General features: G+C 67.6%; 22 protein-coding genes and 1 tRNA gene. 12 read left to right on the top strand and 11 right to left on the bottom strand.

All coding sequences use genetic code 11. The features are described 5' to 3' along the window. Nucleotides 1–130 precede the first annotated feature (130 nt). Nucleotides 131–1,327 (bottom strand): exo-beta-N-acetylmuramidase NamZ domain-containing protein, encoded by a 1,197-nt coding sequence (locus ACEN8G_RS07435; protein ID WP_413416022.1) that lies wholly within the window; start codon nt 1,325–1,327, stop codon nt 131–133. A gap of 197 nt (nt 1,328–1,524) precedes the next feature. After that, nucleotides 1,525–2,028 carry a DOMON-like domain-containing protein gene (locus tag ACEN8G_RS07430; protein WP_413416023.1) on the bottom strand — a complete coding sequence of 168 codons (504 nt, stop codon included), beginning with the start codon at nt 2,026–2,028 and terminating at the stop codon, nt 1,525–1,527. Nucleotides 2,029–2,083: 55 nt separating this feature from the next. On the opposite strand from ACEN8G_RS07430, the gene ACEN8G_RS07425 reads away from it, so the two are divergent. After that, nucleotides 2,084–3,010 (top strand): DMT family transporter, encoded by a 927-nt coding sequence (locus ACEN8G_RS07425; RefSeq protein ID WP_413416024.1) that lies wholly within the window; start codon nt 2,084–2,086, stop codon nt 3,008–3,010. A gap of 28 nt (nt 3,011–3,038) precedes the next feature. Here ACEN8G_RS07425 and ACEN8G_RS07420 read toward each other — a convergent pair whose 3' ends face one another. Then, nucleotides 3,039–3,785, bottom strand: a complete 747-nt coding sequence (locus tag ACEN8G_RS07420) for a glucose 1-dehydrogenase (protein ID WP_413416025.1) — start codon at nt 3,783–3,785, stop codon at nt 3,039–3,041. A gap of 104 nt (nt 3,786–3,889) precedes the next feature. Between ACEN8G_RS07420 and ACEN8G_RS07415 the strand changes: the two genes are divergently transcribed. From ACEN8G_RS07415 to ACEN8G_RS07405, 3 genes are all read left to right on the top strand, one after another. Further along, complete coding sequence (locus ACEN8G_RS07415) at nt 3,890–4,237, top strand: ArsR/SmtB family transcription factor (RefSeq protein WP_413416026.1); 348 nt, start codon at nt 3,890–3,892, stop codon at nt 4,235–4,237. Between the two features lie 34 nt (nt 4,238–4,271). Further along, the gene (gene tyrS / locus ACEN8G_RS07410; RefSeq protein WP_413416027.1) at nt 4,272–5,498 is read left to right on the top strand and encodes a tyrosine--tRNA ligase; all 1,227 of its coding nucleotides are present in this window, start codon (nt 4,272–4,274) and stop codon (nt 5,496–5,498) included. 105 nt (nt 5,499–5,603) lie between these two features. Continuing rightward, the gene (locus tag ACEN8G_RS07405; RefSeq protein ID WP_413416028.1) at nt 5,604–5,924 is read left to right on the top strand and encodes a PilZ domain-containing protein; all 321 of its coding nucleotides are present in this window, start codon (nt 5,604–5,606) and stop codon (nt 5,922–5,924) included. A 2-nt stretch (nt 5,925–5,926) separates the two neighbouring features. Here the strand turns inward: ACEN8G_RS07405 and ACEN8G_RS07400 are convergent, their stop codons facing one another. The 4 genes from ACEN8G_RS07400 to ACEN8G_RS07385 form a co-directional block, all read right to left on the bottom strand. After that, complete coding sequence (locus tag ACEN8G_RS07400; RefSeq protein ID WP_307118770.1) at nt 5,927–6,133, bottom strand: hypothetical protein; 207 nt, start codon at nt 6,131–6,133, stop codon at nt 5,927–5,929. A 199-nt stretch (nt 6,134–6,332) separates the two neighbouring features. After that, the gene (locus tag ACEN8G_RS07395) at nt 6,333–7,115 is read right to left on the bottom strand and encodes a helix-turn-helix domain-containing protein (RefSeq protein WP_413416029.1); all 783 of its coding nucleotides are present in this window, start codon (nt 7,113–7,115) and stop codon (nt 6,333–6,335) included. 66 nt (nt 7,116–7,181) lie between these two features. Next, nucleotides 7,182–9,239 (bottom strand): ATP-dependent DNA helicase RecG, encoded by a 2,058-nt coding sequence (recG, locus tag ACEN8G_RS07390; RefSeq protein ID WP_413416030.1) that lies wholly within the window; start codon nt 9,237–9,239, stop codon nt 7,182–7,184. A gap of 52 nt (nt 9,240–9,291) precedes the next feature. Next, nucleotides 9,292–9,498 carry a hypothetical protein gene (locus tag ACEN8G_RS07385; protein ID WP_413416031.1) on the bottom strand — a complete coding sequence of 69 codons (207 nt, stop codon included), beginning with the start codon at nt 9,496–9,498 and terminating at the stop codon, nt 9,292–9,294. A gap of 193 nt (nt 9,499–9,691) precedes the next feature. On the opposite strand from ACEN8G_RS07385, the gene ACEN8G_RS07380 reads away from it, so the two are divergent. The 4 genes from ACEN8G_RS07380 to ACEN8G_RS07365 all read left to right on the top strand — a co-directional run bounded on the left by ACEN8G_RS07380 (nt 9,692) and on the right by ACEN8G_RS07365 (nt 15,936). After that, nucleotides 9,692–9,958: a succinate dehydrogenase assembly factor 2 gene (locus tag ACEN8G_RS07380; RefSeq protein ID WP_413416032.1), complete on the top strand. Its 267-nt coding sequence runs from the start codon at nt 9,692–9,694 to the stop codon at nt 9,956–9,958. Nucleotides 9,959–10,079: 121 nt separating this feature from the next. Continuing rightward, complete coding sequence (mfd, locus tag ACEN8G_RS07375; protein ID WP_413418905.1) at nt 10,080–13,535, top strand: transcription-repair coupling factor; 3,456 nt, start codon at nt 10,080–10,082, stop codon at nt 13,533–13,535. A gap of 100 nt (nt 13,536–13,635) precedes the next feature. After that, the gene (locus ACEN8G_RS07370) at nt 13,636–15,141 is read left to right on the top strand and encodes a protoglobin domain-containing protein (protein ID WP_413418903.1); all 1,506 of its coding nucleotides are present in this window, start codon (nt 13,636–13,638) and stop codon (nt 15,139–15,141) included. A gap of 318 nt (nt 15,142–15,459) precedes the next feature. Further along, nucleotides 15,460–15,936, top strand: a complete 477-nt coding sequence (locus ACEN8G_RS07365) for a GAF domain-containing protein (RefSeq protein ID WP_413418901.1) — start codon at nt 15,460–15,462, stop codon at nt 15,934–15,936. 127 nt (nt 15,937–16,063) lie between these two features. On the opposite strand, the gene ACEN8G_RS07360 is transcribed toward ACEN8G_RS07365, so the two are convergent. Then, a complete protein-coding gene (locus ACEN8G_RS07360; RefSeq protein ID WP_413416938.1) occupies nt 16,064–16,450 on the bottom strand; it encodes a hypothetical protein in 387 nt (128 codons plus the stop codon). After that, on the bottom strand, nt 16,447–18,429 hold the full coding sequence (locus tag ACEN8G_RS07355; protein WP_413416940.1) for a putative bifunctional diguanylate cyclase/phosphodiesterase: 1,983 nt from the start codon (nt 18,427–18,429) through the stop codon (nt 16,447–16,449). The genes ACEN8G_RS07360 and ACEN8G_RS07355 overlap by 4 nt, the downstream gene beginning before the upstream one ends. Nucleotides 18,430–18,488: 59 nt before the next feature. On the opposite strand from ACEN8G_RS07355, the gene moaA reads away from it, so the two are divergent. The 3 genes from moaA (at nt 18,489) to ACEN8G_RS07340 (ending at nt 20,401) form a co-directional block, all read left to right on the top strand. Next, nucleotides 18,489–19,487, top strand: coding sequence for a GTP 3',8-cyclase MoaA (gene moaA / locus ACEN8G_RS07350; RefSeq protein WP_413416942.1), 999 nt, complete (start codon nt 18,489–18,491; stop codon nt 19,485–19,487). Continuing rightward, complete coding sequence (locus ACEN8G_RS07345) at nt 19,484–20,254, top strand: NAD kinase (RefSeq protein ID WP_413416944.1); 771 nt, start codon at nt 19,484–19,486, stop codon at nt 20,252–20,254. The genes moaA and ACEN8G_RS07345 overlap by 4 nt, the downstream gene beginning before the upstream one ends. A 72-nt stretch (nt 20,255–20,326) precedes the next feature. Beyond that, nucleotides 20,327–20,401, top strand: a tRNA-Asn gene (locus tag ACEN8G_RS07340). A 164-nt stretch (nt 20,402–20,565) separates the two neighbouring features. Here ACEN8G_RS07340 and ACEN8G_RS07335 read toward each other — a convergent pair. After that, nucleotides 20,566–21,267, bottom strand: coding sequence for a sensor histidine kinase (locus ACEN8G_RS07335; protein WP_413416946.1), 702 nt, complete (start codon nt 21,265–21,267; stop codon nt 20,566–20,568). A 292-nt stretch (nt 21,268–21,559) separates the two neighbouring features. Here ACEN8G_RS07335 and ACEN8G_RS07330 point away from each other — a divergent pair, with 292 nt between their 5' ends. Then, nucleotides 21,560–22,645, top strand: coding sequence for an AraC family transcriptional regulator (locus ACEN8G_RS07330; protein WP_413416948.1), 1,086 nt, complete (start codon nt 21,560–21,562; stop codon nt 22,643–22,645). Here ACEN8G_RS07330 and ACEN8G_RS07325 read toward each other — a convergent pair. Beyond that, nucleotides 22,623–22,814 carry a KTSC domain-containing protein gene (locus tag ACEN8G_RS07325; RefSeq protein WP_413416950.1) on the bottom strand — a complete coding sequence of 64 codons (192 nt, stop codon included), beginning with the start codon at nt 22,812–22,814 and terminating at the stop codon, nt 22,623–22,625. The genes ACEN8G_RS07330 and ACEN8G_RS07325 overlap by 23 nt on opposite strands. Nucleotides 22,815–22,873 lie beyond the last annotated feature (59 nt).

Below are 22,873 nucleotides of genomic sequence, written 5' to 3'. Positions count from 1 at the left end.
AAGGGGTTCGTGCACGACAAGCAAATTCCCGATCGTCATCCCCGCGAAGGCGGGGAGCCAGAGTCACGAAAGACGTCGCTTTGCCACCCTGGATCCCCGCCTTCGCGGGGATGACGGATAAAGGTGACGGTTAATACAGCAGATGCGGCGCCCGCGCCTCTACCCATGCCGCTTCGTCCGGCTTGGTCCGCACATCCAGGTCGCCCGGCAGCGCCGCCGCGTCGTCCACCCATTCGCGCAGGTCCGTCCCGCCGTTGATCACGTCGATCGCCAGCTTGTCGAAGACATATTCGTACGGGAAGTCGCGCCACAGCGGATAGTCGCCATAAAGCTTGCGGATCGCCTTGAAGCCCAGCGCCTGGAGCCGCCAGGGCTGGAAGGCGGCGTGGTCGTAGGCCCCACCCTCGGCATGGATGAACACGCCCGAGCAGAGCTGGCCGACATGCTTGTGGAAGGTCGGCTGGAACCAGATGTCGCGCAGCGTGCAGCCCGTAAGCCACTCCGGCGCGAGGCGCCGCATCTCGGCGATCACTGCCTTGGCATCGATGTCCGGCGCGCCGAACAATTCCAGGGGACGCGTGGTGCCGCGGCCTTCGGAAAGCAAAGTCCCCTCCAGCATCACCGTGCCGGCATAGGCCCGCGCCATGTTGACGTTGGCGGCGTTGGGGCTCGGGTTGATCCAGGGACGCTCGGGCGGCCAGCCGAAGCCGGGGGCTGCGTTGGGCTGCCAGCCCTCCATCTCGATCACCCGGTAATCGACGTCGAGGTTGAACTGCTGGATGAACCAATGACCCATCTCGCCCAGCGTCATGCCGTGCCGCATCGGCATCGGCCCGGCGCCGACAAAGCTTTCCCAGCCCGGCAGCAGCGTCGTGCCTTCCACCGGCCGTCCTGCCGGATTAGGCCGATCGAGCACCCACACGCTCTTGCCATGCTCGGCCGCAGCCTCGAGCACATATAGCAGCGTCGTCACGAAGGTGTAGATCCGGCAGCCGACGTCCTGCAGGTCGATCAGGATCGTGTCGAACGTACCCATCGACTGGCCGGTCGGGCGGCGTACCTCGCCATAGAGGCTGAACACCGGCATCCCGTAGGTGGGATCGGTATAGTCCGGCGACTCCATCATATTGTCCTGCAGGTCGCCGCGCACGCCGTGCTGCGGGCCGAACACCGCCGAGACGTTGAGCCCGGTTGCGACCAGGGCATCGAGCGAATGCGTCAGGTCCGCCGTCACCGAGGCCGGATGCGCGAGCAGCGCCACGCGCCTGTCTTCGAGGGGACGCCGAAGCTCAGGGCTCGCAAGGAGCCGATCGATGCCGAATTTCATGCGCCGCTGGGTGCCGGGAGTTCGAGCGCGACGCAAGCCGGATCGTCGTAGTGCCGCATTGGACGCCGCACACGCTGGTAATCCTGGCTCCCCAGTTCCCCGGCGAGGGCCGGGGCCCAGTTTCGACGCACGCTCGATGGCGCCGGAGACTCTCGAACGACGTTGCAACTGGACCCCGGCCTTCGCCGGGGAACAGGTTACAGGGAGACCACGAACCCCGCATCGGCATGAAAGTCCGGCTTCCCCGCACCATGCGTGGCGGACCAATAGGATTTGGTCCCGTCCGCCTCCTCGATCACCGCGGTGATCGCGACCCGCCATTCCCCCTCCGGCAGCCCGCCGAGATCGACCGAAACCCGCACCCCGTCCTCCACCGGCTCGATCACCGGCGCATCGAGCGGCTGGTCACGCATTCCGTCGCGATAGCCGTCGAACCGATAGGCCGCCCAAGCCGTCGAGGGCGCGAAGTTGAACTCGAAATAGCCCTCCCCGCCCGCTGGCTTCACGAAAAGCTCGAAGCAGGTGTGCTTCCACAACTCGTCGGTCCGCTCCGGCGCGACCAGCGCCGGGACCAGCGTCTGTCCGTCGACACGATAGGTCAGGACGCTCGCCCCGCGCCTTATATCGGCGGTGACTTCGATGCCCGCCACGCCACGCGGCGGATGATCGGGATGCGGCATCAGCGGAACATGGATCGTCATGCCGTCCGGCCTAGCGCGGATTTGCCCCGCGGCGAAGATGGGTTAGGGCCCCGGCGTGTCCGCGCGTTTCTACCAGTCCCGTACCGGCGTATTCCTGCTCGCCACCCTGTGCTGCCTGCTCTGGGGGAGCGCCTATCCCGCGATCAAGAAAGGCTATGTCCTGTTCGGCATCGGCAAGGCGGACACAGCCGCGCAGCTGCTGTTCGCCGGCTATCGCTTCGCGGCGGCCGGCGCGATCCTGCTTGCCTTCGCCGCAGCGACCGGGCGCCGGATCTTCGCGCTGTCCCGCCGGCAATGGCGCCAGGTCGCACTGCTCGGCCTCACCCAGACCGGCTTCCAGTACGTCTTCTTCTATATCGGCCTCGCCCATGCCAGCGGCGTGAAGTCGTCGATCATGAATGCGACCGGCGTGTTCTTCAGCGTGGTGATCGCCCATTTCCTCTATGCCGACGACCGGCTGAGCGGCCGCAAGGCACTGGGCTGCCTGGTCGGCTTTCTCGGCGTGGTGGTGGTGAACCTGGGCGGCAACGGCCATCTCGACTTCGATTTCAGCCTGTTCGGCGAAGGCTTCGTGATCATCGCCGCCTTCGTGCTCGCCGCCGCCTCGATCTACGGCAAGCGAATCTCCCGCGACATGGATCCGCTGGTGATGACCGGCTGGCAGCTGAGCATCGGCGGCCTGATCCTCACCGCGACCGGCCTGGCGGGCCATGGCCATCTCGCTGCCCCCAGCCTGACCGCGGGCGCGCTGCTGCTCTATCTCGCCCTGCTCTCCTCGGTCGCCTTCGCGCTGTGGAGCCTGTTGCTCAAGCACAACCCTGTCGGCCTGATCGCGGCGTTCAACTTCCTGATCCCGGTGTTCGGCGTGGCGCTCTCCGCGATCTTCCTCGGCGAGTCGCTGCTCCATTGGAGCTATCTCGCCGCATTGCTGCTCGTCTGCGCCGGTATCTGGATGGTGACGCGCACAAGCAAGAAGGGGTGAGGCGCTTCCGCCCCACCCCTTGCCTGGCTCAGCGCAGGCCGCCGCTGGCGGTCAGCTTCTCGCCGGTCAGCCAGCGGGCATCGTCCGAAGCCAGGAAGACGGCAATCGAGGCGATGTCGTCCGGATAGCCGACACGGCCGAGCGGGGTCTGGCCGATGATCGCGTCGAAGAACTCCGACCCGACGAAACCGGCGGCATGCGTGCCCTCGGTCTCGACCACGCCCGGATTGATCGCGTTGACGCGGATCTTGCGCGGGCCGAGCTCATTGGCGAGCACGCCGGTGATCGCATCCACCGCGCCCTTGGTGCCGGTGTAAACCGCCGATTCGGCCGGGAATAGGCTGGTGACCGCCGACGAGATGTTGATCACGCTGGCGCCCTCGCCGAGGTGCTTCGCCGCCGCCTGGGTAGTGAGCAGCACGCCGAGCACGTTCACGTCGAAGGTGCGGCGATACAGCTCCTCGGTCGTCGCATCGAGCGAGGCGAATTCATAGACGCCCGAATTGTTGACCAGCACGTCGAGCCGGCCAAATTCCTCGATCGCGGCATCGACCAGCGCCTGCGCCTGGTCGGCCTTGGCGACATCGGCCTGCACGGCGATCGCCTTGCCGCCGGCATCGGTGATGTCCTTCACCACCGCATCCGCGCCGGCCTTGCTCGACGCATAGTTGACCACGACCGCGGCGCCTTCCGCCGCCAGCGACCTGGCGATGCCGGCACCGATGCCTTTGGATGCCCCGGTAACGATCGCGACCTTGTCTGCGAGCTTCGACATGACTGAAATTCTCCATGGGCCGGACGCCGATATGGTCCCTTACTCCCATAGTTCAGGATTTCAGAACTATTGAACCAGACTTCAAGAGCCCCTAGATAAATTTCATGCGGCCGCTGTTTCACCCTTCGATCGAGGACGTGTCGGTGGAGGCGATCCTCCACGCGCTGTCCGATCCCGTGCGCGCGGCGATCTTCGCCCAGGTCGCCGGCCAGGGCTGCGTCCAGGGCTGCACGACCTTCTCCCGCGTCGGCGAGCGCGACATCCCCAAGTCCTCGCTCTCCCAGCACTTCAAGGTGCTGCGCGATGCCGGGCTGATCCATTCGGAGCGCCACGGCGTGGAGATGCGCAACACCACGCGCTGCGGCGAAGTCGACGCCCGCTTCCCCGGCCTGCTCGCCGCGATCCTCAATGCCTATGCGGGCGACAAGGACTGCGATACGCCACAGGCATGACAGCAGCGTTCCGCTCGGCTATGCGGCCCGCACCATGACCCAATTCAAGTCCGATCTGCTCCGCCTGCTCTCCGAACGTGGCTATATCCACCAGGTCACCGACCCGGAGGCGCTCGACGCCCTTGCGACCAGGCAGATCGTCCCCGGCTATATCGGCTTCGACCCGACCGCGCCGTCGCTCCACGTCGGCAGCCTCGTCCAGATCATGCTGCTGCGCCGCCTCCAGCAGGCGGGCCACAAGCCGATTGTCCTGATGGGCGGCGGCACCGGTAAGATCGGCGATCCCTCGTTCAAGGACGAGGCGCGCAAGCTGATGACCGACGAGGTCATCCAGTCGAACGTCGCCTCGATCAAGACCGTGTTCGAGAAGTTCCTCACCTTCGGCGACGGCCCGACCGACGCGGTGATGGTCGACAATGCCGAGTGGCTCGACAAGCTCGAATACATCCCCTTCCTGCGCGATATCGGCCGGCATTTCTCGGTCAACCGCATGCTCAGCTTCGACTCCGTCAAGCTGCGGCTCGATCGCGAGCAGTCGCTGTCGTTCCTCGAGTTCAACTACATGATCCTCCAGGGCTATGACTTCCTGGAGCTGTCGCGCCGCGCCGCGTGCCGCCTGCAGATGGGCGGGTCGGACCAGTGGGGCAACATCGTCAACGGCATCGAGCTCGCCCGCCGCGTCGACGGCACCGAGGTTTACGGCGTCACCACCCCGCTGATCACCACGGCGGACGGCGGCAAGATGGGCAAGACCATGTCGGGCGCCGTCTGGCTCAACGACGACCAGCTCTCGGCCTTCGACTACTGGCAGTTCTGGCGCAACACCGACGACCGCGACGTCGGCCGCTTCCTGCGCCTGTTCACCGACCTGCCGCTCGAAGAGATCGCCCGGCTCGAGGCGCTCGAGGGCGCCGGGATCAACGAGGCCAAGAAGGTCCTCGCCAACGAAGCCACCGCCATGTGCCGCGGCCGCGCCGCAGCAGACGATGCCGCCGAGACCGCCCGCAAGGTGTTCGAGGAAGGCTCGGCCGGCGGTTCGCTCCCGACCTATCCGGTCGCGGGCGGCAGCATCAACGTGGTCGACGGCCTGGTCGCGCTCGGCCTCGTCCCGTCCAAGGGCGAGGCGCGGCGCAAGATCGCCGAGGGCGCGATTCGCGTCGATGATCAGGTGGTGAGCGATCCCGCGCTCGACATCGCCGTCACGGCGCAGGTCAAGCTCAGCTTCGGCAAGAAGAAGCACGGCCTGCTCACGCCTGCGTAATCTTCCGGATCCCGCGATAAGCCACTGTTAAGCAGCTTCGTTGGAAGGAATTTCATGCGGTAGCGCTACTACCGCATACCTACTCAAGCGTTTGTGGGGCGTTGCGTGAGTTTCGGATCGAACCTGGCTTATTCCGATCCCCGGCGGGAAGGACGCGACGACGTCTATTACCGCGCACGCGCCTTCGGCCCCGACGCCAAGCAGCTGGACTTCATCATCGTCAACGTGTCGCCCCACGGCCTGATGGCCCGCTGCGACGACCCGTTCGAGGCCGGCGAGCGCATCCGCGTGGTGCTGCCGCACGCCGGCACGATGGTGGCGGAGGTCCGCTGGGCGCTCGGGGGCCGTATCGGCTGCCAGTTCGAGCGGGCGATCGACCTGGCAAGCTATTACGAGCTGATCTCGGTGATGGTGAAGGCGAAATAGCCTCAGCCGCCGCGGTCCTGCCCGTTCCGCGCCTTGAGCAGATAGCCGAACCCCGGGCCGATCAATATTCCGCCCAGCACCCACTCGAACAGCGTCAGCGGCCGCTCGTCGGGATCATGTCCCGTGACGAAAAGGAAAAGAAAGAACGCGGCAACGCCAGCGACGATCAGCGCAACGGCGATCAGCAGGCTCTTCCGATCCTTCTGCATGCATTCATGCTCCCCAAACGGCCTCCGCAGCATACACGCCGGAAGCTTGCGCGACCACGCCTTCTATCCGTCATCCCGGCGAAAGCCGGGATCTCAGGCGAAGGCGCGGGGAAGGAGTCGCACGAGATCCCGACTTTCGTCGGGAGACGATCTTCGCAAAGCAGCCGCGCCCCCGGCCGGAAACGCGGCCACCCCAGCTTCACTCGACCGTCACGCCCACGACGCGCCAGTTCCCCTCCTCGAGATCGAGCGTGACCGTCTCCACCACTTCTGCCTTGTTGGCGAAGCGCGTGCGGAACTTCACCACCTCATAGCCGGCGGGCGGCGCGGGCAGGTTTTCCTGGCTGAGGAAGGTCCGCGAGATCGTCTCGCCAAGCGGCACGCGTACCCTGCGGGACGTCGCGGTCCAGACCTCGACGGTGTTCAGCTTGCGGAACGACGCGCCGGTCGCGCGGTAGCTTTCGTCCCACCGCCCCTGATCCACCAGCGCCAGCCATTGCTGCGCGGCATCCACCACCGCCGGGTCCGGCGCCACGCGGGAAGCACTTGCCGCGGCCGGCGGCGCGGAGGCGAAATGCGGCAAGGCGATGAGCACTGAAAGTCCGAGAACAAGCGTCATGAGAAGGACTCCGATGAGGATCCGGGGATGGCGGTATGCCCGCCCCACGCCGCTGTCCGGCGCATCTCCCTGATCCATCGGCGTCCAAGCCGGGTCTGCCCCGATTTCCCTGTCCCCAAGCAATTCGGGGTTCGCCGAACTCGCATCGCCGCCCTCGGCTTCCAGCAACAGCCGCGCCGCCTCGCGACTGCTCGACACCGCCATCTTGCGCCGCGCATCGCGAAGCCGCTCGTTGATCGTGTGGACGGAGAGGCCAAGGCTGCGCGCCATCGACTTCGCGTCATGGCCCCGGACCATCAGGCGGAGGGTCTGCTTCTCCTTCTCGGTCAGCGCCCAGAAGTCTTCGGTCACCCTGATACTCATACGCCCTCGACCTAGGTCAGGCACATTGCCGCAGCTACCCCGAAAAATTCGTGTCCCGGAACCGGTCTACCCCGCCCGCAGCAAACTGACCGCAGCATCCCGCTCGAACAGATACAGCGCCACCCGCGCCGCCTCCCCGCGCGGCGAATGCAGCGAACGGTCCTGGTCCTCCAGCAGCCGCGCATCCGCATTGGCCGCGGCGATCAGGGTCGCCAGGCTCTCGGGCGTCGCCAACCGGAAGGTCTGCTCGCCCGATTGGCGGGTTCCCAGGATCTCGCCCGCCCCGCGCAGCTCCAGGTCGCGCTCGGCGATCAGGAAGCCGTCGGTCGTGTCCCGCATCAGCGCCAGCCGCGCCCGCGAGGTCTCGCTGAGCTTGTCGCCGCGCAGCAGGATGCAGTGCGACTGCCCCCCGCCCCGCCCGACGCGCCCACGCAGCTGGTGAAGCTGGGCCAGGCCGAACCGGTCCGCCGCCTCGATCACGATCAGCGTCGCATTGGGCACGTCCACGCCGACCTCGATCACCGTCGTCGCCACCAGCACGCCGAGCTCGCCCGAGGCGAAGCGCGCCATCACAGCATCCTTCTCGGGTCCCTTCATCCGGCCATGGACCAGCCCGACCTTGGCGCCGAAGCGCGCGGTCAGCGTCGCGGCGCGATGCTCGGCCGCGGCAAGGTCGGTCTTCTCGCTCTCCTCGACCAGCGGGCACACCCAATAGGCCTGCTTGCCCGCCTCCAGGTGCCGCCCCAGCCCCGCGACGACTGCGTCGAGCTTGTCCTCGGCGATCACCGTGGTCTGGATCGGCTGGCGGCCCGGCGGCATCTCGTCGAGCCGGCTGACGTCCATCTCGCCATGCGAAGCGAGCTGCAGGGTGCGCGGGATCGGGGTGGCGGTCATCACCAGCAGGTGCGGCGGCACCTGCGCCTTGGCCTGCAGCATCAGCCGTTCGGCCACGCCGAAACGGTGCTGCTCGTCCACCACCACCAGCCCCAGGTCGCGATAGGTCACGCCCTGCTGGAAGATCGCATGGGTGCCGACCAGGATGTCGATCTCGCCGGCAGCCAGCCCCATCAGCGTCGCCTCGCGCGCCTTGCCCTTGTCGCGCCCGGTGAGGATCGCGAGCCGCACGTCGAGCCCGGCGAGCATCCGCGAGAGATTCTCGTAATGCTGGCGGGCGAGAATCTCGGTCGGCGCCAGCATCGCGCCCTGCGCATCAGCCTCGGCGGCGATCAGCAGCGCCATCGTCGCCACCAGCGTCTTGCCCGCGCCGACATCGCCCTGGAGCAGGCGCAGCATCGGCTGGCTTTGCGCCATGTCCCCTTCGATCTCGCGGATCGTCCGCGATTGGGCGCCGGTAGGGGTATAGGGCAGCTGGAGCTTGTCGCGCAGCCGCCCATCGCCTTGCAGCGGCCGCCCGCGCTTGGCCCGCGCCTCGCCGCGCACCAGCATCAGCGCCAGCTGGTTGGCGAACACCTCGTCATAGGCGAGCCGCTCGCGCGCCTTGGCATCCGCGGGGTCGGCATGGATGCGGGCCAGCGCTTCCTTCCAGCCCGGCCATTGGTGGCGGTCCTTCAGGCTGGGCTCGATCCATTCGGGCAGGTCGGGCGCGCGCTCGATCGCCTGGGCGGCCATCGCCGCAATCCGCTTGGAGGTGATGCCCTCCGAACAAGGATAGATCGCCTCGCGCCCGCCGCCGTCCGCCTCTTCGGGCACGGCGACCTCGGGGTGCACGATCTGCAGCTCCTGGCCGTACTGGTCGAGCTTGCCCGAGACCCAGCGCTTCTCGTTGAGGGGGAGCAGCTTCTTCGCCCAGCCCGAATTGCCGCCGAAGAAGACCAGGGAGACATGATTGCCATGCGCGTCCGCCGCCTGCACCCGGGCGGGCGAGCGGGGGCTGCTGCCGAAGCGATAGCTCGTCGCGGTCAGCTCGATCGCGATGATCCGGCCCGCATCCGATGCCATCAGTTCGTTGCGCGGGATCCGGTCGATAAAGCCGGTGGGCAGATGGAAGGCGACGTCGACCACCCGCGCCAGGCCCAGCCGTTCGAGCGGCTTGGCCAGCGTCGGGCCGATCCCCTTGAGCGCCGTGACTTCGGCAAAGAGTGGATTGAGTACGTCGGGCCGCATTGGGCCCGAGGTAGCTCCTGGGTCGGCGCGCCGCTAGGGGGGCGCGAAACGATCAGTGGGTGGCGATACGCTGGCCGGCTGCTTCGATCGCGGCGAGCACTTCGTTCACGGTCGAGCCGACCACCACTTCATGGCCGCCGTCGAACGAAAGCACGCCCACATCGTCGCCGGCCATGTTGATCGTCGCCACGGTGCGCACCGACGCGATGTTCACCAGGATCGGGTCGCCGTTGATCGACTTGAGCATCACGAAACGCATATGGAAACAGCCTCTACGTAGAATGTCTTCCATTCTAGGAGGATCGCTGGCGAAGCGGGCGCGATCGCGCGAGAATGGCGCGATTAAGTTGCCGCTGGCGTTCACTTGCGCGGCGACCTATCTGGGAAACCGTATCCCGTCTTTCGCCGACCGCGCATTTTCGCGCTGCCGGCCATTTGCCGTTGAGGACCGAATGGACCGCGAAATCCGTCTCAAGCGCCTGCGTTTCCGTGCCTGGCACCGCGGCGTGAAGGAAGCCGACCTGCTGATCGGCGGCTTCTTCGACCAGCATGGCGAGAGTTGGAATGACGCCGAGATGGACCTGTTCGAGGCCCTGCTCGAAGAGCAGGACGTCGACATCATGGCCTGGGCAATGGGAACCGCTGCCGTGCCGGAGCGCTATGCCGGCACGGTAATGAACGCCCTCAAGACGCTGAATTACGTGCCGATTTCGGAGTAACCAAAGCCCCTCCCCTTCAGGGGAGGGGTTGGGGTGGGGCCTGTCCGCAGGCACCGGTCTCGATGAGACACCTGCCCCACCCCCAACCCCTCCCCTGAAGGGGAGGGGCGAAAGTGTGAAGATGCCCGACCTCAAGACTATCCTCTCCGCGCAGAAGCCCCTCACCCTTGCGGGCGCCCCCACCGGCTTCCTTCCCTGGATGCTCGCCGATCTGGCACGCACCGGACGGATCACCGTGTTCGTCGCGCCCGACGAGGCGGCGATGCGCGCCGTGGCCAGCACCGCGCCCTATTTCGCGCCCGAGCTCGAAATCCTCAGCTTCCCGGCCTGGGACTGTCTTCCCTATGACCGCGCCAGCCCGACGCTGCGCGTCATGGCTGAGCGTCTCGCCACGCTCCACGCGCTCCAGGCAGGATCGAACAAGCCGCGCCTGCTCGTCACCACGGTCAATGCCGTCACCCAGCGCACCCTGACGCCCTTCCGCATCCGCCAACTCGTCGCCCGCCTGGCGCCCGGCGAGCGCATCGGCCTCGACAAGCTGGCGGTGCTGCTCCAGGCCAATGGCTATGTCCGCGTCGACACGGTGAACGATTCCGGCGAGTTCGCCGTGCGCGGTGGCCTGGTCGATCTCTTCCCGAGCGGCGCCGAGCAGGCCCTCCGCCTCGATTTCTTCGGCGACGAGATCGAGAGCGTCCGCACCTTCGATCCCTCCGACCAGCGCACCACCGGCCGCATCGACGGCTTCACCCTGCTCCCCGCATCCGAGGCGCTGCTCGACGAGGACTCGGTCAAGCGCTTCCGCACAAGATATCGGGAAAAGTTCGGCGCCACCGCCACCGGCGACCCGCTCTACCAGGCGATCAGCGACGGCCGCCGCCTCGCCGGCATGGAGCATTGGCTGCCGCTGTTCGAGGAGCGGCTGGAGACGCTGTTCGAGCATCTCCCCGACGACGCGATCCTGATCCGCGACGCGGGCGATGCCGGCGCCGCCGAGGCGCGGTTCGAAGCGATCGCCGATTACCAGTCCAACCGCGTCCGCGCCCAGTCGGCCGATCCGGGCAGCTATCGCCCGCTCGCTGCCGATGCGCTCTATCTCGTCGCCAGCGAATGGGAGAAGCGCCTTTCCGACTGGCCGGCGCACACCTCCACGCCCTTCCATGAGCCCGAGAGCGCGACGGTGCTCGATTTCAACGTCGATGGCCCGCGCGACTTCGCGCCCGAGCGCGCGGCGAACACCAATGTCTATGAGGCGGTGGTCGAGCACATCGCCAAGCTGCGCAAGTCGGGCAAGAAGCCGATCCTCGCCAGCTATTCGAACGGTGCCCGCGAGCGCCTGACCGGGCTGCTCGCCGATCACGGCCTCAAGACCGCGCGCAAGGCCGAGAACTGGCATGAGGCGATGGGCATCGCCGACAGTGCCGTCGCGATGATCGTCCTCCCGCTCGACCATGGCTTCGCCGCGCCCGACGTGTCGGTGCTCACCGAGCAGGACATGCTCGGCGACCGTCTCGTCCGCCGCTCGAAGCGCCGCAAGTCGACCGACGCCTTCCTCAACGAGCTGGCGACGCTGTCGCCCGGCGATCTTGTGGTGCACGTCGATCACGGCATCGGACGCTACGAGGGCCTCACTCAGATCCCGGTGCAGAAGGCGCCGCACGACTGTGTCGCCCTCACCTATGCCGGCGGCGACAAGCTCTATGTGCCGGTCGAGAATCTCGAGGTCCTGAGCCGCTACGGCGCGGGCGAGGAAGGCGCGACGCTCGACAAGCTCGGCGGCGAGGCCTGGCAGCGCCGCAAGAGCCGGATGAAGGAGCGGATCCGCGAGATCGCGGGCGAGCTCATCGCCACCGCGGCCAAGCGCGCCACCCGCCCGGCCGAAGTCGCCGAGCCCGATGCCGGCGGCTACCCCGCCTTTGTCGACCGCTTCCCCTATGAGGAGACCGACGACCAGGACCGCGCGATCGGCGACGTGCTCGAGGATCTCGCCGCAGGCCGCCCGATGGACCGGCTCATCGTCGGCGATGTCGGCTTCGGCAAGACCGAGGTCGCGCTGCGCGCCGCCTTCGTCGCGGCGATGGCCGGCATGCAGGTCGCGGTGGTCTGCCCGACCACGCTGCTGGCGCGCCAGCACTTCAACAACTTCACCCAGCGCTTCGAGGGCTTCCCGATCAAGGTCGGCCGCCTCTCGCGCCTGGTCGGCACCACCGAGATGAAGGCGACCAAGGAAGGCGCCGCCGACGGCACGATCGACATCGTCGTCGGCACGCATGCGGTGCTGGCCAAGGGCGTCGAGTTCAAGCGCCTGGGCCTGGTCATCGTCGACGAGGAGCAGCGCTTCGGCGTGACGCACAAGGAGCGGCTGAAGGCGATGAAGGCGGACGTCCATGTCCTCACCCTCACCGCCACCCCGATCCCGCGCACGCTCCAGATGGCGATGTCCGGCCTGCGCGAGCTTTCGGTGATCCAGACCCCGCCGGTCGATCGCCTCGCGGTGCGCACCTATGTCATGCCCTGGGACCCGGTCGTGCTGCGCGAGGCTCTCCTTCGGGAACATTATCGCGGTGGCCAGGCCTATTTCGTCACCCCGCGCATCTCGGACCTGCCCGAGATCGAGGAGTTCCTCCGCAACGACGTGCCCGAGATCCGCTATGTCGTCGCGCACGGCCAGATGGCGGCGGGCGAGGTCGAGGAGCGGATGTCCGCCTTCTACGACCGCAAGTACGACCTGCTCGTCTCCACAACGATCATCGAGAGCGGCATCGACATCCCCTCGGCCAACACGCTGATCATCAACCGCGCCGACAAGTTCGGCCTCGCCCAGCTCTACCAGCTGCGCGGCCGCGTCGGCCGCTCCAAGACGCGCGCCTACGCCTATCTCACCACCCCCGCCCAGCGGCTGATGACCGAGGCGGCGGAGAAGCGGCTCAAGGTCCTCTCCGACCTGGAGAGCCTAGGCGCCGGCTTCCAGCTCGCCAGCCACGACCTCGACATCCGCGGCGCGGGCAATCTGCTCGGCGACGAGCAGTCGGGCCATATCAAGGAAGTCGGCTACGAGCTCTACCAGTCGATGCTCGAAGAGGCGATCCTCGATGCCAAGGCCGGCGGCCTGCGCGACGAGCGCCCGCGCGACCTGTCGCCGCAGATCACCGTCGACGCCCCGATCATGATCCCCGAGGACTATGTCCCCGACCTGGATCTCCGCATGGGCCTCTATCGCCGCCTCAACGAGATCGAGGACCGCGCTGGCATCGAATCCTTCGCAGCGGAGCTGATCGATCGCTTCGGCAAGCTGCCCGAGGCGACCGAGAACCTGATCACCCTGATCGAGGCCAAGCTCAACGCCAAGCGCGCCTGCATCGCCAAGCTCGATGTCGGGCCGAAGGGCGCGCTGGTCACCTTCCACGACGACAAGTTCCCGAACGTCGAGGGCCTGCTCGCCTATGTCGACAAGCTCGAGGGCACGGCGAAGCTGCGGCCGGACATGAAGCTGGTCATCACGCGCGCCTGGGCCACCCCCCAGGCCCGGCTCAACGGCGCGCTCCAGCTCTCGCGCGGGCTCGCCAAGGCCGCCGGATGATTGACCGGGATCAATAATGACGCGGTAAAACAAGGTGCAAGGCACCGCCCGGGGGGAGTCTTCCTAGAATGGGAGCAAACCCCTTGGGAGAACTCCAGAAGTGACCGATCCTCTTTCGCCCCGTCTCGCGTTCATGGAGATGGATGCTGCCCAGCGCGCCACGCTTTCCGGCAGCGGCGCGCTGATCCGCTCGGTGATCGGCAAGGCCCTCGACCATTTCTACGCCCGCGTCCGCCAGACGCCGGAGACCGCCCGCTTCTTCGCCAATCCCGATCACATGCGCGGCGCCCAGTCGGCCCAGGAGAAGCATTGGGCGCACATCGTCGAGGCGCGCTTCGACGACAGCTATTACCAGAGCGTCCGCCGCATCGGCGCCACCCATGCCCGCATCGGCCTCGAGCCGCGCTGGTATGTCGGCGGCTATGCGCTGGTGCTCGAGCAGTTGCTCCACGAGACGATGGCCCGCACCCCGCTGTGGCGCCGCCTGCTCGGCGTGCTGCGCCCCCGCGCTGCCGCCACCCTGCCCGCCGCGCTGGTCAAGGCCGCGCTGCTCGACATGGAGCTGTCGATCTCGCTCTATATCGAGGAGGAGCAGGTCGCCCGCGAAAAGGCCGTCCAGACGCTCGACGAGGCGCTCGCCGCGCTCGCCGAGGGCGACCTCACCCGCCAGCTCTCGCACATGCCCGCCACCTATGCCTCGCTCGAGCGCAGCTACAACCACACGCTCGACAAGATGCGCGCGATGATCACCGCCGTCGCCGCCGGCACCCGGCGGATCAACGGCACGATCCACGAGATCGCCCAGGCGTCGGACGATCTTGCCCGCCGCACCCAGGCCAATGCCGCCAGCCTCGAGGAGACCAGCGCCGCGGTCACCCAGATGGACAGCCGTTCGCGCAACACCGCCCAGGCCGCCCAGTCGACCGTCGTCCGCGCCGACCAGGCCATCGCCACCGTCGATGACGGCCGCAGCGTCGCCGGCCAGGCGGTCGAGGCAATGCACCGCGTGGCGGACAGCGCCAAGGGTATCGACGCCGTGATCGAGGGGCTCGACAAGATCGCCTTCCAGACCCGCGTCCTCGCGATGAACGCCGCGGTCGAGGCCGGACGTGCCGGCGAGGCGGGCCGTGGCTTCGCGGTCGTCGCCGACCTCGTCTCCGCACTCGCCATGCGCGCCGAGGAGGAAGCCGGCCGCGCCCGCGAGCAGCTTACCCACACCCAGGCCGAAGTCGTCACCGCGGTCGATGCAGTGATGAAGGTCGACGGGGCCCTCGCCAACATCTCCAGCGACGTCGGCGAGGTCCATTCGCTGCTCGGCACCATGGCGCAGGACAACAACGCCCAGGCCGTCGCGATCGGCGAGGTCTCGACCGCGATCGGTACGATGGACCAGGGCACGCAGCAGAATGCCGCGATGGTCGAGCAGACCTCCGCCGCCACCCGCACGCTGAGCCAGGAGGCCGAGACGCTCGCCGAGCTGACCGCCGCCTTCCACACCGATGCGGCGGACCGTGCCGCACGCGCGAACGGCCGGCATCCGATCATCAGCGGCAGCGTGCGCAACCTGCCCGCGGCCGCGATCTCGGCACTGCGCGCGCCCTTCTAGAAGGGCGACGGCGACCCCCCGGTATTTTTGCGTAGTTGCGCATGCTGCGACTGCGTTCAGGATGTCCGGGAATATTTGTCGATCGGCGCGCATGGCCGCTCCGGCAGGGCTTTGGGAGCCCGCCGGCGGTTTCCGCGCCTTTGTGGGCTTCGTTGTATTGAAGCCGACCCGATTTGGCAGGTTTCGTGTTGAACCAACCAGAGCAAGGCTGCGTATCAGGCCGTGACGGATGTGATGGAATCAGGCGTGACCCCGAATGGGGCCGCTCGTGGGGAGCTAGGCTTGAGTGAGCCGGATAGTTTCGACCAACGCCGATTGTTGACCGAAGCTATGGCCCGGTTGTCGCGCGCCAACTCGATCGACGAACTGGTCACCGTGCTGCGGGAGTGCGCGCGGAAGATTGCCCGCTGCGATGGCGTCACCGTCATCCGGCGCAGCGGCAATCGCGTTGCCTATATCGCCGAGGACGCGATGTCCCCGCTATGGAGCGGGTCGGACTTCCCGATCGAGAATTGCATCTCGGGCCTCGCCATCCTCGAGGGCCGGCCGATCCACATCCCGGACATCTATGAAGATGACCGGGTGCCGGTGGACGCCTATCGCCCCACCTTCGTGCGTAGCATGTCGATGTATCCGATCGGCCTGATGGGCCCGAGCATGGCGATGGGCGCCTATTGGGCGACATCCGGCCCGGCCGACCCGAGCACCACCGCCCTGCTCGGCAGCCTGGCGCGCTATGCCGGCGTCACGCTGAACCGCGTAACCGAAGGCCGCGGCGCCGATCCGGCGGCTTGACTACTAGTCCCCCTTCCGCTTGCGGGAGGGGTTAGGAGAGGGGCTATCCTCCCTGACATCGTCAGAGCCTGCTTACAGCCCCTCCCCCCACCCCTCCCGCAAGCGGAAGGGGAGCAGAAGAGCCCCCTCAGCGAACCGCAATCCCTTCCTCGATCTCCGCCTCCAGTTCCTCGATCGAGAATTTCTCCCGCGCCATGCTGAAGCCGCCGGCCGCGGCGAGGTCGATCGTCCAGTTGCCGCTCGCCTGGAGGCCCTGGTCGTCCACGCCGCCTTCGTAGAGCACCGCATCGTCAGAGCGCCCGCGATATTGCTTCACGAACTGGATCAGCCCGCCGCTGCGCCGCCCGGCGACCGAGGCGCGGCGCACCCCGCCCCCTCCGTCGGGCTCGCTGATCGATCCGGAGAACACCCCGCCCGATTCCTCCAGCACCGCGATGAAGCCATTGTGCTCGCTGCCGGAGCTGCTCGCATAATGGCCGTACCAGACGCCGCTCATATCCCGCGGATCGCTCATGCCCGGCTCACCAGCTGGGCGAGCGCGGGCACGTCGACCGGCCCGGCGCACAGGAAGCCTTGGAAATACTGGCAGCCCTCCTTGGCGAGCAGGTCGAGCTGCTCGGGCGTCTCCACCCCTTCCGCGACCACGGCGAGCCCCAGCGAACGCGCCATGTCGATCACCCCGCGTACCACTACCCGGTCGCGGTGCGAGCCGGTGATGTCCTGGCTGAGCTTCTTGTCGATCTTCAGATAGTCGAGCGGCAGCGCCTTCAGATAGGCCAGGCTCGAATAGCCGGTACCGAAATCGTCGATCGCCACCCGACACCCTGCCGCGCGCAACAGGGTCAGCAGCCGCGCCGCCTCGCCCAGGTCGGACATGATGCCGCTCTCGGTCAGCTCCACGGTCAGGCGGTTGCGCGGGAAGCCGCTCGCATCGATCCGGCCGAGCAGCGCGTCGACGAAACCCGAGCGGGCGACATCGGCGGCGGTGACGTTGATCGACAGGCGCAGCTTGCTCAACGACATAGGCCAGTTGGCGGCCGCCGCCAGCGCGCGGCGCTGGACATGGTCCGACAGGGTCGCATCGAGCCCTGCCCGCTCCGCCGCGGCGAACAGCGTCTCCGCACCCAGCTCGCCGAACTCCGGATGGTTCCAGCGCGCCAGCGCCTCCACGCCGACGATCTGCCCCGTGGCGATCGAAACCTGGGGCTGGAACAGCACGCCGATCTCGCCGCGCTCCAGCGCGCGGTGGAGATTGTCGACCAGCGCGTCGACCGGCGGCGCGCCCTTCTCCAGCGGCACGTCGCCGAGCAGCGTCTCGCTCGCCCGGCGGAGCAGGATCGCGGCGCTGTCGCCAGCCCGGCTCTCCGCGGTCACCAGCCGGGCACCGAGCGGCGCGATGTCGCCGCCCGCGACGAAGGGCCGCGCCAGCGCATCTTCCAGCCGGGCCAGCGCGGTGCCGATCCGGGCCGCATCGGCATCGTCGCTGGCGACGAGGAATTCCGATCCGCCGATCCGCGCGACGATCGCGCCCTTGCCCAGTGCGTCGCGGGCCACTTCGCCCACCCGGCGCGATACGCTGCGCAGCAGTTCGTCGCCCACATTGCGACCATAGGCGGTGTTCACCGTGTCGAACCGCGTCAGCCCGATCAGGATCACGCCTACCTTGCCGCCCTCGGCCAGGCGCCGATCGATCCAGCGCCGTGCGCTGGGCCCATCGCGCGCGCCGGTCAGCGCGTCGCGCACCGCCGCATTGGCGTCGGGCGCCACGCCCAGCGCCTCGACCAGCGCGTGCAGCCGGTTGGTCTGCGCGTCATATTGCAGGTGCTGCACCACCCGCCCCACCCCGGCCAGATCATGGGCGAAGGCAGTGGAGGGCGTCTCGGCGTTCAACCGCTTCAATGCGCTGCGCGCGAGCGTCCGGTCGGCCGGGTCGAGCCGGGCGAAGAAGCTCCGCGTGCCCGGCGCCTCGGGCAGGCCGAGCAGGCTCGCCAATGCCGGGGTCAGCTGGAGCGAGCGCATGCCGGGATCGAAGCGCCAGCCCAGCGGCTCGGGCGGCCCCTTCTCCTGCCCGTGCCATCCCGAGAGCCGCTCGACATGGCGCTGGGCGAAGCGAATCGCGTGCGCCATTGCCGCCGAGGACATCGGGCTCGACAGGAAGTGCGTCGCGCCCGCATCGAAGAAGTGGCGCATGTGCACCGTGTCGCTCTGCGAGACGAGGATCAGCATCGCCGCGCCATGCGCCTCGATCGTGGCGCCCAGCACCTTGGAAGCATCCATCCCCTCGGAAAGCGCGCCGCGCGCGTCGATCACCGCGACGGCGGCGCCGCTCGCCAGGAAGCGCCGTTCCAGTGCATCGGAGCGTCGCGCCGCGACGACCCGCCAGCCGCCTCCCGCCGCCGCGGCCGCCACTTCGTCGCGCTGGCGGAAGCTGAGGACGAACACCGGTGCCGCATCAGCGTTGGCGCTTTCGATGACTGTGAAATCTTCAGACATTCCGCCCTCGATAACGCGAACGCTTGCCCACCGCTATCTTCAAGCTTACCTGCTCTTGTATGGCAGCCGCGCCCGCCTTGATCGACGCACATGGCCGCGCGATCCAGTATTTGCGCATTTCGGTCACGGATCGCTGCGACCTGCGTTGTCGCTATTGCATGTCGGAGAACATGCGCTTCCTGCCGCGCAGCGAATTGCTCAGCCTCGACGAGCTGGCGCTGGTTGCCGATCGCTTCGTCGCGCGCGGGGTGCGCAAGATCCGCCTCACCGGCGGCGAGCCGCTAGTCCGCAGCGACACGCTCGATCTGGTCCGCCGCATCGGCAGCCATCTCGGCCAGGGGCTCGACGAAGTCACCCTCACCACGAACGGCACCCGCCTTGCCGAGCATGCCGGCGCCCTGGCCGATGCCGGCGTGCGCCGGGTGAATGTCAGCCTCGACAGCCGCGATCCGCAGATCTTCCGCCACATCACCCGGCATGGCGACATCGCCAAGGTGCTGGCCGGGATCGACGCAGCCCAGTCAGCCGGTCTCGCGGTCAAGCTCAACATGGTCGCGCTCAAGGGGCTGAACGAGGGTGAGATTGCCCCGATGCTCGCCTGGGCGGCGGAGCGCCGCATGGACCTGACGCTGATCGAGACGATGCCACTCGGCGAGATCGACGAGGATCGCACCGATCGCTTCCTGCCGCTCACCGGCGTGCTCGCCGATCTGCGCGAGCGCTTCGAGCTGCTTCCCGACACCCACCGCACCGGCGGTCCGGCACGCTATTGGCGCGTCGCGGGCACCGAGACGCGGCTCGGCCTGATCACGCCGCTCAGCGCCAATTTCTGCGACGGATGCAACCGCGTCCGCCTCGCCACCGATGGAAAGCTCTATATGTGCCTCGGCCATGACGAGGGCGTGGATCTCAAGGCCGCGTTGCGCGGCCACGGGCTCGCCGGTCTCGACGACGCGATCGACGGCGCGCTGCGCCGCAAGCCCGCGCGCCACGATTTCCGCATTGCCGCCGGCGCCGCGCCGGCCACGCGTCGCCACATGAGCGTCACCGGCGGATGAGCCAGCTCCGCGCGCTGTTCGCATCGCCCACCGAACCTGCCCAGCTCGCCGCCGACGAGCTTCGCGAGGCGTATGACTGGGTGCCGCTCGAACAGGCCGAAGCGATCGTCGCGTTGGGCGGCGACGGCTTCATGCTCCAGACGCTGCACACGCTGCTGGAAGGGCGCCGCAACGTCCCCGTGTTCGGCATGAACCTCGGCACGATCGGCTTCCTGATGAACGACTGGCGACGCGAGGGGCTCGACGAGCGGCTGGCGCGGGCCAAGCCGTTCAAGGTCAGCCCGCTGCGGATGGAGGCGGTCAATGCCGCCGGCGAGCGGTTCGAGATGCCCGCGATCAACGAAGTCTCCTTCCTGCGCGAAACCCGCCAGACCGCGAAGCTCGAGATCACCGTCAACGATCGCGTGGTGCTGCCGGAGCTGGTCTGCGACGGCATGCTCATCGCGACCCCTGCCGGCTCGACCGCGTACAACCTCTCGGTCCAGGGCCCGATCCTGCCGCTCGGCTCGGGGATGCTGGCGATGACGCCGATCAGCCCCTTCCGGCCGCGGCGCTGGCGCGGGGCGATTCTCCCCGACAAGGCGCGCATCTCGATTCGCGTACTCGAGGCGGACAAGCGCCCGGTCAGCGCCGTCGCGGACCAGCGCGAAGTGCGCGACGTGGCGCGGGTCGAGATCGGAATCGACCATCACCGCGACCTCACTCTGCTCTTCGATCCCGAGCACGCGCTCGATGATCGCATTACGATGGAACAATTCGTCGCCTGACCCCTTGCAATCCTCGGAAACCCGCTGCATAGGGCCGCCTCCGCCGCGGTTCACCGCGCGGAAAGATGGTGATCCCTGATAGCTCAGCGGTAGAGCTCTCGACTGTTAATCGAGCGGCCGTAGGTTCGAATCCTACTCAGGGAGCCACCACAACCCCTTGAAAATTAGAGACTTTCCTAAATCGCGGCATACGTGCGTGCGCGATGTTCGTCATGTTCGCCGCACGAAAAAGCCCCGCCCGTGGGGGAACGGGCGGGGCTTCAGGGCCTTGGGGGAAGGCCCTCGGGGGGAAGGCCCTCGGGGGGAAGGCGTCAGATGAACTCGGGGCCGCGCGGCAGCGTCAGGACGAAGACCGCGCCCTCGCCCGGCTCCGAAGGCTCGATGGTCAGCGTGCCGTCATGCGCGTCGACGATCGTCTGCGAGATCGCCAGGCCGAGGCCGGTGCCGTCGACCTTGGTGCTCACCATCGGCTCGAACAGATGCTCGCGGATCGCCGGGGCGACGCCTGGGCCGGTATCGGCGACGCGGATGCGGATGCGACCGCCTTCGGTCCAGGTGGCGATCTCGATCCGCCGCACCGGGCTGTTCCACATCGCCTGCGCGGCGTTGAGCAGCAGGTTCGACAGCACCATCTCGAGCTGGATGCGATCGCCCAGCACGCAGGTCGCGCCCGGCGCGAAGCTGCGGACGACTTCGACATCCTCGAGGCTCGACAGTCGCGCGCTCACCGCGTCGAGCATCTCGACCAGGCACTCCGGGCGCGCATCGATCGCGCCGGTCTTCACGAAGGCGCGCATGCGCAGCACGATGTCGGACGCGCGCGCGGTCTGCGCCGCTGCGTCCTCGATATAGCCGAGCAGCTGCTCGAGGCCGTGGATCCGCTGGCGGATCACCGCCGCGCAGCCTTCCATGTAATTGCTAGCCGCGGTCAGCGGCTGGGCGAGCTCATGCGCCATCGCCGCTGCCATCGCGCTCATCGCCGTCAACCGCGCGCGCGCATCGGGCGCGTTCACAGCACAGCCCGCGATAGGCGAATCATTTGCCGGAAAGGGAATCGACTCGGCCGCCAGATCCCGACCGTTACCGCTACCAACATCGCACCTGACGGCCGATGCACCATCGAACCCCATGTTATTTTCTCCGTGCCCCGACCGGTTCCTGCCCAGGAAACCGGTTCCCAAGTCTTCTTTATGACGAGCTGCGACAAGCTGCTTTGCATTTCACGCCAGCCACTTGGCAGTTTGCGCCACGCTGCATAAGATTCGGAATGTTCCGGATGCACTCCGGGCATGGGGAGGGCCCTGCATGACCTCAGGACGTGCAGCCATATTGATGAACTATGTGTCGGTCGCCCTCGAAGTTGGCCTCGATCCTTATCGCATTCTTGCCGACACCGGCGTCAGCCCTTCCCAATTACGCAATCCGGAGGAGCGGCTGCCCAGAGGTGCGATAGCCTCCATCCTCGAACGTTCGGCGATGGAGGCCAATTGCCCGCAATTCGCGATGCTGATCGCAGAGCGCCGCGACCTTTCCTCGCTTGGCCCCGTCAGCCTCGTCCTCCAGCAGCAGGAAACGCTCGAAGACGCGATCCGCACGCTGATCCGCTACCAGCATCTGCTCGGCGACCTGCTCACCTTCCACCTCGAGATCGAGGGCGACAGCGCCGTGGTGCGCACCCAGATCGTCAGCAACATCGATTTCGTGCCGCGCCAGGCCCACGAGGCAGTCGCCGCCATCCTGTCGCGCGCCTTCACCGAAGTCGGCGGCGAGGCATGGAAGCCCGCTTGCCTGCACTTCATGCACGCCGCCCCGCGCTCGCTCGAAGTGCATCACCGCGTGCTCGGCTGCCCGGTGATCTTCGGGAGCGACATCAACGGCGTGGTCTATAACCGCGAGGCGCTGCGCGCGCGCAATCCAAGCTACCGTCCGAACCTCGCCGCCTATGCGAACAGCTATTTCGAGGCGCAATTCCCCTCCGCGCCGCCGATCTCCGAAACCGATCGCACCCGCCGCGCCCTGTATCTGCTGCTCGCATCGGGCAACGCCTCGATAGAGAGCGTGGCACGCCAGATCGGCATCTCCCCGCGCACGCTGCAGCGCCGGCTGGAAGCGGAGGGAACCGGGTTCAGCGCGGTACTCAACGGCGTCCGGCGCGAGCTGGTCGTCCGCCACCTGCTCAACAACGTCCAGCCCGTCGCCACGGTCGGCGAGATGCTCGGCTATGCCTCGCCCGCCGCCTTCACCCGCTGGTTCACTTCCGAATTCGGCATGTCGCCCAGCGCCTGGCGCCGTTCGGCAAGCGACGACCCGCCGCCCCCGCAGCCGCCACCGGCGGAGGACGACCCAGCCCGTACCGGCTGGCCGGGGATCAATGCGCCGCCGCCTCTGTAAAGGCGAAGCGATCACGCACCCGGTGGTTGAAATAGCGGCCCTTGGAGATCGCCTTCTTCATGCCCTCGGCGATGCGCGCCGGCACCTGGTGATAGCTGTAGCGGCGCCCGCTCATGAAGACGATGTCGAGCCGGTGTTCGGCTTCGTCATAGGCCCAGCTCCGGATCACGCTCGACGGCATCCCCCTCCAACGCGCGGATAGCCGCACCGCTCCCCTTGCGACTCCCC

Source organism: Sphingomonas sp. Sphisp66 (assembly GCF_047324325.1).
Lineage (GTDB): Bacteria > Pseudomonadota > Alphaproteobacteria > Sphingomonadales > Sphingomonadaceae > Sphingomonas.
This window is presented reverse-complemented; position numbering and strand designations above follow the sequence as displayed.

Excerpts from the sequence above, each read along its gene's own strand:
- ACEN8G_RS07435 (WP_413416022.1), bottom strand. The coding sequence starts at position 1,327 with ATGAAATTCGGCATCGATCGGCTCCTTGCGAGCCCTGAGCTTCGGCGT.
- ACEN8G_RS07430 (WP_413416023.1), bottom strand. The coding sequence starts at position 2,028 with ATGACGATCCATGTTCCGCTGATGCCGCATCCCGATCATCCGCCGCGT.
- ACEN8G_RS07420 (WP_413416025.1), bottom strand. The coding sequence starts at position 3,785 with ATGTCGAAGCTCGCAGACAAGGTCGCGATCGTTACCGGGGCATCCAAA.
- ACEN8G_RS07415 (WP_413416026.1), top strand. The coding sequence starts at position 3,890 with ATGCGGCCGCTGTTTCACCCTTCGATCGAGGACGTGTCGGTGGAGGCG.
- tyrS (WP_413416027.1), top strand. The coding sequence starts at position 4,272 with ATGACCCAATTCAAGTCCGATCTGCTCCGCCTGCTCTCCGAACGTGGC.
- ACEN8G_RS07400 (WP_307118770.1), bottom strand. The coding sequence starts at position 6,133 with ATGCAGAAGGATCGGAAGAGCCTGCTGATCGCCGTTGCGCTGATCGTC.
- ACEN8G_RS07395 (WP_413416029.1), bottom strand. The coding sequence starts at position 7,115 with ATGAGTATCAGGGTGACCGAAGACTTCTGGGCGCTGACCGAGAAGGAG.
- recG (WP_413416030.1), bottom strand. The coding sequence starts at position 9,239 with ATGCGGCCCGACGTACTCAATCCACTCTTTGCCGAAGTCACGGCGCTC.
- ACEN8G_RS07385 (WP_413416031.1), bottom strand. The coding sequence starts at position 9,498 with ATGCGTTTCGTGATGCTCAAGTCGATCAACGGCGACCCGATCCTGGTG.
- ACEN8G_RS07380 (WP_413416032.1), top strand. The coding sequence starts at position 9,692 with ATGGACCGCGAAATCCGTCTCAAGCGCCTGCGTTTCCGTGCCTGGCAC.
- mfd (WP_413418905.1), top strand. The coding sequence starts at position 10,080 with ATGCCCGACCTCAAGACTATCCTCTCCGCGCAGAAGCCCCTCACCCTT.
- ACEN8G_RS07360 (WP_413416938.1), bottom strand. The coding sequence starts at position 16,450 with ATGAGCGATCCGCGGGATATGAGCGGCGTCTGGTACGGCCATTATGCG.
- ACEN8G_RS07355 (WP_413416940.1), bottom strand. The coding sequence starts at position 18,429 with ATGTCTGAAGATTTCACAGTCATCGAAAGCGCCAACGCTGATGCGGCA.
- moaA (WP_413416942.1), top strand. The coding sequence starts at position 18,489 with ATGGCAGCCGCGCCCGCCTTGATCGACGCACATGGCCGCGCGATCCAG.
- ACEN8G_RS07345 (WP_413416944.1), top strand. The coding sequence starts at position 19,484 with ATGAGCCAGCTCCGCGCGCTGTTCGCATCGCCCACCGAACCTGCCCAG.
- ACEN8G_RS07330 (WP_413416948.1), top strand. The coding sequence starts at position 21,560 with ATGACCTCAGGACGTGCAGCCATATTGATGAACTATGTGTCGGTCGCC.